The sequence below is a fragment of the Vibrio agarilyticus genome, assembly GCF_012641465.1.
Lineage (GTDB): Bacteria > Pseudomonadota > Gammaproteobacteria > Enterobacterales > Vibrionaceae > Vibrio > Vibrio agarilyticus.
In genome coordinates this window covers 355,635-370,730 of record NZ_JABAIK010000001.1, presented here as the reverse complement: position 1 = coordinate 370,730, position 15,096 = coordinate 355,635, and the positions used below count along the sequence as shown (strand labels likewise).

At 46.5% G+C, this 15,096-nt stretch carries 9 protein-coding genes; 7 read left to right on the top strand and 2 right to left on the bottom strand.

The features are described from left to right. Positions 1–6: 6 nt before the first annotated feature. The 5 genes from HGP28_RS01565 (at position 7) to sucD (ending at position 7,244) form a co-directional block, all read left to right on the top strand. Positions 7–717 (top strand): succinate dehydrogenase iron-sulfur subunit, encoded by a 711-nt coding sequence (locus HGP28_RS01565; protein ID WP_168834667.1) that lies wholly within the window; start codon positions 7–9, stop codon positions 715–717. A gap of 95 nt (positions 718–812) precedes the next feature. Next, positions 813–3,638 carry a 2-oxoglutarate dehydrogenase E1 component gene (gene sucA / locus HGP28_RS01560; RefSeq protein ID WP_168834666.1) on the top strand — a complete coding sequence of 942 codons (2,826 nt, stop codon included), beginning with the start codon at positions 813–815 and terminating at the stop codon, positions 3,636–3,638. Between the two features lie 27 nt (positions 3,639–3,665). Next, positions 3,666–4,871, top strand: coding sequence for a 2-oxoglutarate dehydrogenase complex dihydrolipoyllysine-residue succinyltransferase (odhB, locus tag HGP28_RS01555; RefSeq protein WP_168834665.1), 1,206 nt, complete (start codon positions 3,666–3,668; stop codon positions 4,869–4,871). Between the two features lie 334 nt (positions 4,872–5,205). Beyond that, positions 5,206–6,372: an ADP-forming succinate--CoA ligase subunit beta gene (gene sucC, locus HGP28_RS01550; RefSeq protein ID WP_168834664.1), complete on the top strand. Its 1,167-nt coding sequence runs from the start codon at positions 5,206–5,208 to the stop codon at positions 6,370–6,372. After that, positions 6,372–7,244 (top strand): succinate--CoA ligase subunit alpha, encoded by an 873-nt coding sequence (gene sucD, locus HGP28_RS01545; protein ID WP_168834663.1) that lies wholly within the window; start codon positions 6,372–6,374, stop codon positions 7,242–7,244. Before sucC ends, sucD begins: the two co-directional genes overlap by 1 nt. A 76-nt stretch (positions 7,245–7,320) precedes the next feature. Here the strand turns inward: sucD and znuB are convergent, their stop codons facing one another. Together znuB and znuC are read right to left on the bottom strand one after the other, a co-directional pair. Then, a complete protein-coding gene (gene znuB / locus HGP28_RS01540) occupies positions 7,321–8,106 on the bottom strand; it encodes a zinc ABC transporter permease subunit ZnuB (RefSeq protein ID WP_168834662.1) in 786 nt (261 codons plus the stop codon). Next, positions 8,099–8,884 (bottom strand): zinc ABC transporter ATP-binding protein ZnuC, encoded by a 786-nt coding sequence (gene znuC, locus HGP28_RS01535; protein WP_168834661.1) that lies wholly within the window; start codon positions 8,882–8,884, stop codon positions 8,099–8,101. The genes znuB and znuC overlap by 8 nt, the downstream gene beginning before the upstream one ends. 79 nt (positions 8,885–8,963) lie before the next feature. Here znuC and znuA point away from each other — a divergent pair, with 79 nt between their 5' ends. Together znuA and HGP28_RS01525 are read left to right on the top strand one after the other, a co-directional pair. Beyond that, positions 8,964–9,875 carry a zinc ABC transporter substrate-binding protein ZnuA gene (gene znuA / locus HGP28_RS01530; protein WP_168834771.1) on the top strand — a complete coding sequence of 304 codons (912 nt, stop codon included), beginning with the start codon at positions 8,964–8,966 and terminating at the stop codon, positions 9,873–9,875. A 573-nt stretch (positions 9,876–10,448) separates the two neighbouring features. Then, complete coding sequence (locus HGP28_RS01525; protein WP_168834660.1) at positions 10,449–13,823, top strand: AraC family transcriptional regulator; 3,375 nt, start codon at positions 10,449–10,451, stop codon at positions 13,821–13,823. The last annotated feature ends 1,273 nt before the right edge of the window (positions 13,824–15,096 follow it).

Below are 15,096 nucleotides of genomic sequence, written 5' to 3'. Positions count from 1 at the left end.
AACCGCATGAAATTAAACTTCTCAGTATATCGTTACAATCCGGATGTAGACACTAAGCCTTACATGAAAGACTATCAGCTTGAAGTCGAAGAAGGCTCAGATATGATGGTACTCGACGCGCTTATTCTGTTGAAAGAGCAAGATCCATCGATAGCTTTTCGTCGTTCTTGCCGAGAGGGGGTTTGTGGCTCAGACGGTTTGAATATGAATGGCAAAAATGGCCTAGCGTGCATTACGCCATTGTCTGCGCTTAAAGGCGATAAAGTGGTGATTAGACCGTTGCCAGGCTTGCCTGTTGTACGCGATCTTATTGTCGATATGACTCAGTTTTACGATAACTACGCTAAAGTGAAGCCTTTCTTGATCTCCGATGGTGCCTTACCGCCTTCGCGTGAAAACTTGCAATCGCCAGAAGAGCGTGCGCATTTGGATGGGTTGTACGAATGCATCATGTGCGCGTGTTGCACAACGTCGTGTCCGTCATTTTGGTGGAATCCAGACAAATTCATTGGCCCCGCAGGATTACTTGCCGCCTATCGTTGGCTTATTGATAGCCGCGATACGGCAACCGATGAACGATTAAGTGATCTTGATGATGCATTTAGTGTTTTTCGTTGCCATGGCATTATGAATTGTGTCAGTGTTTGTCCTAAGGGGCTAAATCCGACAAAAGCGATTGGTCACATTAAGACAATGTTGGTCAACCGCTCGGTGTAACTCATTAGAATAATAATTGCTGGCGTTAACTCGTCAGCATCCAATAACGCAGCCGTGATGGCTGCGAGTGTGAAAACTACTGGTTAAGGGAAAATATGCACAACGGCGTGATGAAGGCATGGCTCGAGTCTTCACACTTGGCTGGCGCCAATGCAACGTATGTAGAAGATCTCTACGAACTGTATCTGAGTGATCCCGATCTGGTAAGTGAGGAGTGGATACGTGTCTTTGAAGGGTTACCAAAACCCGTCGATGAAGTGGCAGAACAGCCACACTCGCGTATTCGTGATTACTTCCGACGTTTAGCTCAAGAAACAAAGCATTACAATGTCCAAGTTAGTGACCCCGATGTCGATGCAAAACAAGTAAAAGTACTGCAATTAATCAATGCATATCGTTTTCGTGGCCATGAAGCCGCAAAGCTTGATCCGCTTGGTTTATGGCAGCGTCCTCAAGTTGCGGAGCTATCGCCCGCATTCCATTCACTGACCCAAGACGATTTTGATGAGAGTTTTAATGTCGGTTCATTTGCGATTGGCAAAGAGACCATGGCGTTACGCGATATCGTTGATGCACTGGGTAAAATTTATTGTGGTTCGATTGGTGCAGAATATATGCACATTGTCGATACCGAGCAAAAACGTTGGATTCAACAACGGTTAGAATCGGTTATTGGTCAGCCACATTTCACCGAACAAGAAAAAGTCACCTTTTTGGAAGAGTTGACCGCGGCAGAAGGGCTTGAGCGTTACCTTGGTGCTAAGTTCCCTGGCGCGAAACGTTTCTCTCTCGAAGGGGGAGATGCGATGATCCCGATGATGAAAGAACTCATTCGTCATGCTGGGGCAACGGGAATGCGTGAAGTCGTCATCGGTATGGCTCACCGTGGCCGTCTTAACATGCTGGTTAATGTACTGGGTAAGAAGCCGCAAGACTTGTTTGATGAATTTGCCGGTAAACATGATGAGACATGGGGCACTGGCGATGTGAAATATCACCAAGGCTTCTCTGCCGATTTCGCCACACCCGGTGGTGATGTCCACTTGGCGCTCGCGTTTAATCCCTCACATCTTGAAATCGTCAATCCAGTGGTGATGGGCTCTGTACGAGCACGTCAAGACCGCTTGGGTGACAATATTGGTGCGAAAGTACTACCAATCACGATTCATGGTGATTCTGCAATTGCAGGACAAGGCGTTGTCGCAGAAACCTTTAATATGTCGCAAGCGCGCGGTTTTCAAGTCGGTGGCACGGTGCGTGTTGTGATCAACAACCAAGTTGGTTTTACCACATCAAACCCTCGTGATACTCGCTCAACGATGTATTGCACCGATATTGCAAAAATGGTGCAAGCGCCCATTTTTCATGTGAATTCGGACGATCCAGAAGCGGTGGCATTTGTTACACGCTTGGCACTGGATTATCGCAATGAATTTAAACGTGACGTCGTGATTGATCTCGTCTGTTATCGTCGTCATGGTCACAATGAAGCGGATGAACCAAACGCGACTCAGCCGCTCATGTATCAGAAAATTAAGAAGCACCCAACCCCACGTAAACTCTATGCCGATATACTAATCGATCGCCATGAGTGTGATATCGAAACTGCCACTCAGATGATCAACGAGTATCGTGATGCGCTGGATCGTGGCGAGGTGGTGGTCAAAGAGTGGCGACCTATGGCGCTGCATTCTGTCGACTGGTCGCCGTATCTCAACCATGATTGGGATATCAGTTGGGCAAATCAATTTGACGAGCAGCGTTTGATTGAGCTTGGTATGCGTTTGTGTCAGTACCCTGAGAGTCATAAGCTGCACAGCCGAGTCAATAAGCTTTATAACGACCGCATCGCGATGATGAACGGTGAAAAACCGCTCGATTGGGGTATGGCTGAAACATTAGCGTATGCCACGCTGGTGGATGAAGGTAAACGCATCCGCCTTTCTGGTCAGGATTCTGGTCGCGGTACTTTCTTCCATCGCCATTCAGTTTTGCATAATCAGTTGGATGCGAGTACCTACATTCCACTGTGTAATATTCATGATAAACAAGGTCCATTCCAAGTTTTTGACTCTGTTTTGTCTGAAGAAGCCGTTCTGGCGTTTGAATACGGTTACGCGACGGCAGAGCCGAGTGGATTGACCATTTGGGAGGCGCAATTTGGTGATTTTGCCAATGGCGCACAAGTGGTCATTGATCAATTTATCTCCTCTGGTGAGCAAAAGTGGGCAAGGTTATGTGGGTTAACAATGTTATTACCACATGGCTATGAAGGACAGGGACCAGAACACTCATCAGCTCGTCTTGAGCGCTATTTGCAGCTTTGCGCCGAGCAAAATATGCAGGTGGTCGTGCCGTCGACTCCGGCTCAGGTGTACCACATGATCCGTCGCCAAGTTGTGCGACCAATGCGTCGTCCGTTGATTGTGATGTCACCAAAATCTTTGTTGCGTCATCCATTGTGTACTTCGAGCCTTGAAGATCTTTCTGCGGGTAATTTCCTTCCTGCAATTGGTGAAATCGATGAGCTAAATCCTGCCGAGGTGAAGCGAGTGGTTTTCTGCTCTGGCAAAGTCTATTACGACTTGCTTGATCAGCGCCGTAAGAATGAGCAATTTGATGTGGCTATCGTGCGTATTGAGCAGCTCTATCCGTTCCCAATTGAACAGGTCAAAGCCGCTATTGCACCGTACGACAATGTTATTGATTATGTCTGGTGTCAAGAAGAGCCCCAAAATCAAGGGGCTTGGTACTGTAGTCAACACAATTTCCGCGCCGCAATTCCGAATCACGCACCCTTGCATTATGCCGGTCGCCCCGCATCAGCATCGCCTGCGGTCGGATACATGTCCGTGCATTTAAAACAACAAAAGGCGTTGATTGAAGACGCACTCAACGTAAATTCGACCGCGTCGAATTAAGAACGAGAAGTAAAGGAAGAAACAGATATGACAATTGAAATTCTGGTTCCAGATTTACCTGAATCAGTGGCCGATGCCACCGTCGCTACTTGGCACAAAAAACCAGGCGATGCTGTCGCGCGTGATGAAGTCATCGTTGATATTGAAACCGATAAAGTGGTACTTGAAGTGCCAGCGCCCGATGCTGGTGTGCTTGAAGCGATCATTGAAGATGAAGGGGCTACAGTTCTTTCTAAGCAGTTGATAGCGAAATTGAAGCTTGGCGCAGTGGCTGGCGAGCCAACCGCAGACACAACGGAAGCCACTGAAGCCTCTCCTGATAAGCGTCACAAAGCGGTATTAACGGAAGAGTCCAACGATGCGCTCAGTCCAGCCGTACGCCGTTTGCTCGCTGAGCACGGCTTAGAGCCTACGCAGGTGAAAGGGACTGGCGTGGGTGGACGTATTACTCGTGAAGATGTGCAGAGCTACCTTGACAGTGCGTCGAGTCGAGATGAATCCGTCGCTGCGGTAGAGGCACCCACAGTAACTGCTCGCAGTCAAAAACGCGTACCAATGACTCGCTTACGTAAAACCGTGGCAAACCGCTTGCTTGAAGCGAAAAACAGTACTGCCATGCTCACCACATTTAATGAAGTGAACATGAAGCCGATTATGGAATTGCGCAAGCAGTATCAAGAGCATTTCGAAAAGCGTCACGGAATACGTCTTGGCTTTATGTCGTTTTATGTCAAAGCGGTTACCGAAGCCTTGAAGCGCTACCCAGAAATCAATGCCTCTATTGATGGTGATGATATTGTCTACCATAACTATTTTGATATTAGTATGGCGGTATCGACACCTCGTGGTCTGGTGACTCCGGTACTAAAAGATTGCGACACCCTTGGTTTTGCTGATATCGAAAAAGGCATTAAAGATCTGGCGGTAAAAGGTCGCGATGGAAAACTCACTGTTGATGAATTGATGGGCGGTAACTTTACCATTACAAATGGTGGTGTGTTTGGCTCATTAATGTCGACGCCTATCATTAACCCGCCTCAAGCGGCGATTTTAGGCATGCACAAAATCCAAGACCGCCCTATGGCAGTCGATGGTAAGGTCGAAATTTTACCAATGATGTATCTCGCGCTTTCTTATGACCACCGTTTGATTGATGGACGTGAATCCGTCGGATTCCTCGTCACGATTAAAGAGTTACTGGAAGACCCAGCACGTCTATTGTTAGACGTTTAATATCGCTAAAACGTCGAGTCACGGTGGATGGCTCGACCTTGTCAGCGTGCAAGGCTAGACTGGCTCAACGTCTGGCCTTCAATTGAACTGCCACTATTCTTACTGTATATCCAAATTATTTGGCGATGCAGCTCGGCAAGAAGCGAAACAAGCCTTTCAGCATAGTAATGCTTTGTGATGAGATTTGTTCGTGCCAATCAACAACGCAGCGACGTCAAGTAAGACGGATGTATTTGCAGTTTATTTGAGAAGACCCACAAAAACGTGATAGCAGCGCCGCCTGCAGCGTGATGGATAAAAGAATCCCGTTAGGGAGAACAAATGGAATATCACAATGAATTTGCATGAATATCAAGCCAAACAGCTGTTTGCTGAGTTCGGGCTGCCAGTCCCAGAAGGATACGCGTGCGATACGCCGCAAGAAGCTTTTGAAGCGGCAGGTCGCATTAGCACTACCAAAAAAGTCGTTAAATGTCAGGTCCATGCGGGTGGACGAGGTAAGGCCGGTGGTGTCGAATTGCACGACACTAAAGACGGTGTTCGTGACTTTGCCCAAAAATGGCTCGGTCAGAACCTCGTGACTTACCAGACTGATGCCAATGGTCAACCTGTAACTAAAATTCTCGTCGAAGAAGCCTCAAGTATTGCCAACGAGCTGTATCTTGGCGCCGTGGTGGACAGAGCAAGTCGCAAAGTTGTCTTTATGGCATCGACCGAAGGCGGCGTGGAAATTGAGAAAGTCGCAGAAGAGACTCCTGAGCTGATCCACAAAGCGGCTATCGACCCCTTAGTGGGGCCGCAAGCCTATCAAGGTCGTGAACTGGCGTTTAAACTTGGCCTACAGGGCGACCAGATCAAGCAATTTGTCAAAATATTCCTGGGCCTAGCTAACATGTTTACTCAGTACGATTTGGCTCTGCTTGAAATCAATCCATTAGTGATCACGGGTGAAGGCAATCTGTTATGCCTCGATGGCAAAATTAATATTGATTCCAATGCATTGTATCGCCAGCCTAAGTTGCGCGAAATGCACGATCCTTCACAAGAGGACGAGCGCGAAGCGCACGCCGCACAGTGGGAACTCAATTATGTGGCGCTAGATGGCAATGTTGGCTGCATGGTAAATGGCGCAGGCCTTGCGATGGGAACCATGGATATTGTTAATTTGCACGGTGGCAAACCGGCTAACTTCTTAGACGTTGGCGGCGGTGCGACGAAAGAGCGTGTGGCCGAAGCATTCAAAATCATTTTATCTGACAGTAATGTAAAAGCCGTATTGGTTAACATTTTTGGCGGTATTGTCCGCTGCGATATGATTGCCGAAGGCATTATTGGCGCTGTCAAAGAAGTGGGTGTCGAAGTCCCGGTGGTGGTTCGTCTTGAAGGTACTAACGCCGATCTCGGCCGTGAAGTACTAGCAAGTTCGGGTTTGGATATCATTGCAGCCCAGTCATTGTCCGATGCTGCACAAAAAGTCGTTGCTGCTGCGGAGGGCAAATAATGTCAATACTAATTAATAAAGAGACTAAGGTTATCTGCCAAGGGTTTACCGGCGGTCAAGGTACGTTCCACTCTGAGCAAGCATTGGCTTATGGCACTCAACTTGTGGGTGGCGTGTCGCCGGGCAAAGGCGGTCAAACACATCTTGGTTTGCCTGTGTTTAATACAGTGCGTGATGCTGTGAAAGCAACAGGTGCGACCGCAAGCGTTATCTATGTGCCTGCGCCATTTTGTAAAGATGCCATTTTGGAAGCCATCGACGCGGGTATTGAGCTCATTGTCACCATTACCGAGGGAATTCCTACGCTTGATATGGTCGATGTTAAAGTCAAGCTTGAGGAGACCGGCGTCCGCATGATAGGCCCTAACTGCCCAGGTATCATTACGCCAGATGAATGTAAAATTGGTATTATGCCAGGACATATTCATAAAAAAGGCAAAGTAGGAATTGTGTCTCGCTCAGGGACGCTTACTTATGAAGCGGTTAAGCAAACCACAGACGAAGGTTTTGGTCAGTCAACTTGCGTTGGTATCGGTGGCGATCCAATTCCAGGCTCTAACTTTATCGATATCTTGGCGCTGTTTGAGCAAGATCCTGAAACTGAGGCAATTGTGATGATCGGCGAAATTGGTGGCACCGCAGAAGAAGAGGCCGCCGCGTATATTAAAGCCAATGTGACTAAACCTGTGGTTTCCTATATTGCTGGCGTTACGGCGCCTCCAGGTAAACGTATGGGGCATGCCGGTGCCATTATTTCAGGTGGTAAAGGGACCGCGGAAGATAAATTTGCGGCACTTGAAGAAGCGGGGGTTAAAACGGTTCAGTCGTTAGCCGATATTGGTATCGCTTTGCGTGACGTAACAGGCTGGTAATAGCGATATTATCACCAAGATAGCGAGAAATGAGCCCAAGCATCTGCTTGGGCTTTGTATTTTTTGAACTCTGAGCCTATTGACGCTGAGGCACAAGCTGCGCTAGGACAAAAATTATCGCCGCACTCAATACGACCGACGGGCCAGCAGGTGTATCCCAGTGCCATGATAATGCCAAACCAATACACACGGCAACCGCGCCAATACACGATGCGATCACCACCATTTGCTCCGGTGTTTTCGCAATACGGCGAGCGGCAGCGGCAGGAATGATCAACAAAGAAGTGATGATCAGCGCGCCGACAAATTTCATACCGACCGCTATCACGACGCCGATCATAAGCATGAGTAATAAACGATAAAATTCGGTGTTAATGCCTTCAACACTCGCCAATTCTTCATTTACCGTGCTAGAGATAAGCGGGCGCCAAAAGATGGCGAGCAAACCAAGAACAGCGGCAGCCCCCCCATAAATAAACACAAGATCGTTAGCTGAGACTGACAATAGATCGCCAAACAGGTAGCTCATTAAGTCGACGCGAACATGATCAAGAAAGCTCAGTGCGACTAAGCCAACAGAGAGCGCGCTGTGCGCCAAAATGCCTAGAATAGTATCGGTAGCGACCACGTTTTGACGTTGAAAGGTGACAAGTAAAGCAGCCAATGCGAGGCAGCATAATACCAAGGCAAGATTGAGATTGATGTCTAGCAGTAGACCCAGTGACAGCCCCATGAGTGATGCATGGGCAAGCGTGTCACCAAAATACGCCATTTTTCGCCAGACAACGAAGGAGCCAAGGGGACCCGCAATTGCCGCGATACCAAAACCTGCGAGCAGAGAAGGGAGTAAAAAATCAATCATGATGGTGTCCATGGCGATGATCACAGCAATGCTCCGCATCCCCCTCGACAGGGCTTCCGGCAAGGTCATGATGATGGTGAGCGTGGTTGTGGTGATAAATGGCAAGTGATTGAGCCGATTGCGCGCCAAAAAGCGCCAAATAAGCGGGATGCTGAGTGATTGCAGCGGGTGCACCTGAGCAGCAAATATGGTGATGTAGGCAAATGACTTCGTCGGTTTTTGCCATCACGAGATGCAGGTCATGAGACACCATCAGTACGGCACAACCGAATCGATGGCGAATCGCATCAATTAAATCATAAAGATCCATTTGACCTTGTATATCAACGCCTTGAGCAGGTTCATCGAGCACCAATAATTCAGGGCGACGCAAGAGTGCGCGAGCAAGCAAAACCCGCTGTGTCTCACCACCTGAAAGTTTGTGCATATTTTGACTGTAAAGGTGTTCAGCACCGACCAAATTGAGCGCTTCAAGACACTCTTGAGTACTGTATTTCGCCGACAGGTTGAGAAACCGTTTTACATCGAGCGGCAAACTATCATTCAGGTGAAGCTTTTGCGGAACATAGCCGATACGTAATCTTGCTGATTTATGAACAGTGCCGCTATCGGCTTTGATAAGCCCGAGGACGATTTTGACTAAGGTTGATTTTCCTGCACCATTGGGACCAATTAAGGTCGTGATTTTACCAAGCTCTAGAGCAAGCGAGACATTATCAAGCACTTGCCGTTGGTTAAATTGAATTGAAATATTAGCCAGTTGCAATATTGCAGCCATGAGAGAACTCGTTTGCTTTCGCGTAATGTTATAATGTAACATCTAGTCGATGATGACTCTACAGCGAATTAATGGACAGATGAACAAATTGATGATTGTTATGCTTGCAGCATTAATGCCATGGCAAGCGCAAGCGATGAATGTGGTTACCAGTATTAAACCAATTCAGATGATAACCTTTGCCTTAACCGATGGTGTTACCGAGCCTATGAGTGTGTTGCCAAGTAACGCCTCACCTCACGATTATGCCTTGAAACCTTCGGATGTAAAAGCGGTGCAGAATGCGGATTTGGTCATTTGGTTTGGTCCGGAACTGGAAGGTTTTATGGGGAAATTGCTTGAAGATCATTCAGCTGTGGTCACGTTAAGCAACGAGTCACGATTGCATCTCAATGCGTTCAGTGATGTCCATACCGATCATGATGGGCACAACCATGGTTCGACCGATCCTCATTTTTGGCTCGGTGTGAGTCAAGCAGAGCAGGCTGCGCAAATTATCGTCGAGGCACTGATAAAGCATGATCCCAAAAATAAGACGGTTTATGAGCGTAATTTAAAGTGGTTTCTTGCTCAGCTAAAGCAGACAGATGAGAAAATATCGCAGCAGTTGATGCCAGTGCGAGATCAGGGTTATTACGTATTTCATGATGCCTATGGATATTTTGAAAAACGTTATCAACTGAATAACCTCGGTTACTTTACCGTGAATCCGGAACGAAAACCGGGCGCTAAGACGTTAATATCAATTCGAAAAACTTTGGCTAAAGTGCCTGGCACGTGTGTGTTTGCTGAGCCGCAATTTACTCCAGCATTGGTAGAGCGCGTGGTTCAAGGTAGCGCGGCAAAAATTGGTCAATTGGATCCGATTGGTAGCGATATTGTGCTAGGCAAAACGAGTTACTTTGAATTTCTTCAACGGATGTCAGACGATCTTACTGCGTGTTTATACCCAAGTGACCTCAAAATGCTGGATTCAGAGCCGGCTCACTGAACTGAGAGCAAGGCAAACAACGCAGCGAAATAGCGAGTCTATTTTCAAGTTGTTTAACGCCGCTATAGGTTCAGTGATTGGCTCCCAAGGGGCGAGCTGTCTTGGCTCATCAGCTTTGTTGACGATTTTCGATTGAGAACCACTCAATCTTCAAATCCTCGCCTCACTGACAAACCAAGTCATTCTCGCTGAACCACGCATCTTAAGGTTACTTGGGTATAACAAAATGATGTTGCGTCGTCTCAATTGGTGATGTGTTCTATTTAGTAGGGAAATGTGCGGTATAGAAATGAAACGAAATAACGCAATTGCGTGATCCCCTAGCTATATTTGGGCGAAAATTTGCCGGGAATGGTTCCACCCTAAACCGAATCCGTTATCATAGTTTTGTCTAAAATTAGCAGCATAAAATAATAGTTTAAGCAAAGACTTAACACATAATTCTTCCCCTTATCGTAGCGTGTTACCACGGGCAGTATTAGACCGTTTTTCTGGCGTTGATGAGCCAAACGGTGGTACTGAGCATGATGCGAAAGGGAGGAATTACGCTGCGCTGGGGGAAGGAATAGGCAATTGTTTCGTTACATAGCGTCATATTGGGGGCTCTGTTTTGCGCTGCTGGCTGGTTGGAATACTGAATTTATCTCAGGTGCGACTGCGGCAGCCTTGTCTCGCGACGCAAATACGTTTTACGCACTGCCAAACCAGGCTCAGGGCACGTTTGTTGTTGCCCAAGATTTGCATGTAAGTGATGCAGGTGGAGTTTGGCTACATGATATTCATGGCAATGTGCATTATTTTGATGGTCGCCGTCTACTGCTGGCATACTCAGCACTAACCCGGGGAGAGTCTCATCTTTTGGCTTTTGCTGGGCAACAGTTTTGGACCGTTGTTGAGAATGAAGTGTTTCGAATTCTTGGGGATGGAACGCGAGAGTCAATGCTCCAATTGGCGGCGGGTACTGAAATAAAACGTATTGGTGCCTATGACGAGTATCTTTGGTTGAGCGATGGAAAATCTTTCTACACATTTGATGTCGCCAGCGAAGAACTCGATGTTTATCCACTTGACGGTTTGTATCAGCATAATCAAAGCAGTCAAATTACCATCAATCATGCTGTTAAGGTAGGGCGACGTTGGGTGTTAGCCACCTCATCGGGCTCTTATCTTTCTCAAGGACGCCAATTTACGCACTTGACGGCATCCAAAAAAAATTTCAACTCTAAATTGCACTATTCTACTCGCCGTAATGAAATATTAGTAGGCACTGGGGCTGGAGCGGTATTGGTTAATCTTGTTGATGCGACCACAACAAAACCGTTTATTGGCAACAGCAATGTCACCGCTATCACGGAAAACAATGATGGCTACTGGGTTGGAACTGAGCAAGGACTTTATTTTTACTCGTTTGCGAGCGGCAAAGTGGTTGAGCTTGCCAATAGTGTCGATGGTATACCGATTGGCGCTCTAAAAATTCACGCGCTAGACAGTGATCGCCACAACGGCATTTGGATAGCCACAAGTCGTGGTGTTTTTTATCATTCGTCATTTAGTCAGCATTTTTTACGTACGGTAAAAGATCAAATAGGCAATGAATTTGATGCACCAGGGCTTGGCAAAGTGGAGCGGAGCCAAGATGGAACCTTATGGTTTATGAGCGAAAATACGCTCTATCGGCAAACCGACGCACCAAGTGCAATAGAGGCGTTTCCACTAACGCTGACGATTAATGATTTTGCGTTAGGCAAAAACGTGGTTTGGTTAGCAACCGACACTGGGTTGTACCAGTTTGATTGGCAGGCAAACCGCACTCAGAAAGTGGCGCTGAGTTATGAGGTCGGTCATCGTTCGTTCGATCATATCGAAATTGATGACGCTCAAACCCTTTGGTTTAGCGATGGTTTTTATCTTTTTAACTACATACCTGAACATGAAGCGCTCAAAAGCTATGGCAATCAATGGCCAGTAAGTCAGTATTTGCCGTCTGCTATTACCGGATTAGAAAAAATGGCGGGGATCTCACTATTGGTGCGAACCGCTCATGGCGTGTACATCGTCAAAGGGGACCGAATTCAGTTCGAACGACATGCGTCCGCCTTTGGCAGTAGCATTGATGTTGCACAAGGACCAGATGGCGCCTTTTGGTATGCCAGTGCTTATGGAGTGTATAAATCCATTCCTCGTGGGAATGGTTTTCAGCGGGTTGAACTGCCTCGTGCAAATGCATTGCCCGCTTGCTTGATTGCGGAGCCACACGGTGTTTGGTTGGCGAGCTCGGTTGGATTAACGTTTTACACCAAAGAGGGGTTAATTGAACGCCACTTTGGTGCGCCTCTAGGCCTTATCAATAATGAATTTGTTGCTAACTCTTGTCCTGAGCTCAACTGGCCATCAAATCAATTGGTATTGGGGTCGCGTTACGGTGTCGTCCAAGTGGATAGGCAAGCACTATTGACCAGTTCACGACCAGACACTCAGATCACGCTGAGCCAAGTAAAAGTGAATGATAGGGTGATAAGCACAGGTCAGACTGAGGCTTCTTTTACGCAGCTGCCATACGGTTCAAGCGTCAGTATGTTAGTGGGCGTGCTGCCACTTTCAAGCAATCAAAATGTATTTTACCGCTTGGGAGACTCTGGAGAATGGCAATACGCTGAAAACGGCCAGGTGACGCTGACGCCACTGTGTTGTAACACGGTGACATTGCAACTGACCAATTCAAAGGACGGGGAGGTTATCCAAAGTGTGACGCTAGGTTTTGCAAAGCCTTGGTACTTCACAGCAAAGGCACTTATTGCAGTGCTGGCCATTGTTATTATTATGCTTGCGTTTTTAACCTACTGGCATCGTTATCGCCGAGCTCAGAATAAAAGCGAATTGAATTCGCAATTAAATAGCCGGACGGCAAAATTGAACCAAGCAACCGATAATTTACTGGTCGAAAATCAATTGTTGGCGCGACAAATCGAAGTTGATAAGCAGTTATCCTCGCATTGGTTATTATCCATTCATGCTCAGCTTTCAAAACTGGTCGAGCCATTGCAACGGCTCGAACCGATGACCAAACCGTATTTATTGGGACTGTTTGAAGACTTAGAATCATTAAGTGCGATTCATCGTTTAACGGATAATCAGACGCTACCGGGATTTGACCTCGACCTTGTAATAAGAACGTTGGTCTCAGTATGGCAAGCACCTTTACAGGCGCATAGGGTAACGCTGGAATATCAAGGAGAGGCCAATGCGCGCATTGAGGTGTCTCACTTTAATCTTGATGCACTTTTAAACACCTTATTGCTCAACTTAGTCACCCGTTCGCATATGAATCAGACATTAACATTAACACTCCGAATTCAAAGTGGTTTTGTTGTACTCTCTTCGCTTGACCAAGGTGATTCGGTCAAAACCGGTGCATCGGATGATCTCCCTGACTTATTGGACCGGTTGCGAGGCTATGTCGAAGAGAGTGGCGGGGAAATTATCGTATTTAGCTCAGAGTATTTGAATAAAATTGAGCTTATCTGGCCACAAGCTACCGATTCAATGAAAGCAGACGCGATTGACGATGCTGTGACGGCGTATTTGGAGATACATCAGAGTGATGATTCGCATAATGAATGCTGGCTGAATAAGGTGATCAATTTGGTCGAAACGCATTACGCAGATGCGACTTTTGGTACCAGTCTGGCCGCGAAAAAGCTTTATGTTTCAGAGCGAAGTTTACAGCGAAGATTTAAATTGCTTAATGAACAAACGTTTACTGAGTATCTTACTGAGGTTCGTTTGACCAAAGCGTCTCAACGGCTGTTAGCGGGAGAAAAAATTGCCGATGTAGCGTTTGCGTGTGGCTTTAATGATGCTTCTTATTTCAGTTTGCGCTTTAAGCAATATTTTGGCACATCCCCATCAAAATATGTCATTGATAAACATGATGAGCTGGTCAATTAACGTCTTTCATCTTATCTATTTTTTTCAAAGGGGCTTTTGCTAGCCTCTTTGTTTCCCTTCTTATTAAGCGATGCAGATTTGTCTCCCCAAGTGACTTCAATTGGCAGGATTCAGGGCCTGCTCCCCGAGCTGAGCGCAAGGCAAGCATCTTGAAAATACCCAGCCTATACCCTTTCCACTTAAAGTTGCCGCGTTGCTGGCTGGCTCTCACAAATCTCATCATATAGCTCGTCTATGTTCACGAAGTGCTCAGACGCTTTGCTCGTTTGCCGCCTCGCTGCAACTCCAAGTTGTTTGGCTATATTTTCAAGTCGTTTAACGCACTTTCGCTACAACAGAAAGCGGTTCAGTGATTGGCTCTCAAGGGACGAGCTGGCCTACCACTCAGAGAAATAAGCGGTTGTATCGGGAATGTTGGCGTTCAGCATAATGAGGAATGTGTCGACTTTAACTTATTGCGAAAAATTAATTAATATTATTTTCAAATAGTTAGCTATTTATCTATTGATGGAGAACAACATTAACAATGAAGAGAGTTGCTCGACTTCCATTGATGTTGTCAGTGCCTAGAAATTACGACTGTAGAATCAACAATCAATCGACTCAAGGAGCTTGGGGAATAAAGTGTTTTATTTCATTGGGATAGAATGAGTGCAAAAAAAATATCGTGGTATAGCCGGGGGGACTATACCACGGGTGTCAATGACACCTTCGCTTGCTGCCGGAGTGGTATGGAGGCCATACCACCTCTGGAATCTGTTTAAGAGCAGCTGCTCTCGATGAAATAACTTTATCTTAGCTTACTTATTTTTCATATTAAATTAACGACATCGTGCTAGCAAATTTACGACAACCTCAACGATTGGCTTTAACTTGTTGTATTTAAAGATTAATTTTATTTTTGGTCCTCTTCGCTATCATTGTGGCCAGTCATTCAGTGTGATCTGGAACAAGGCATTTGACAAAATTGACGTAGTCAATTTTGACGTAAATGACGGGTAGAAACTTAATATCTATACCCAAGTGACTTCAACATGCTGGATTCAGAGCCGGCTCACTGAGCTGAGAGCAAGGCAAACAACGCAGCGAAATAGCGAGTCTATTTTCAAGTTGTTTAACGCATTTTCGTTACAACAGAAAGCGGTTCAGTGTTTGGCTTCCAAGGCGCGAGCTTTCACAAACCTCATCACAGCGTTCGTCTATGTCCACGACGTCCGCAAAGGCTTTGTTGGTTTGCCGCCTAGCGGCATCGCCAAGTGGCATGGGTATAGGG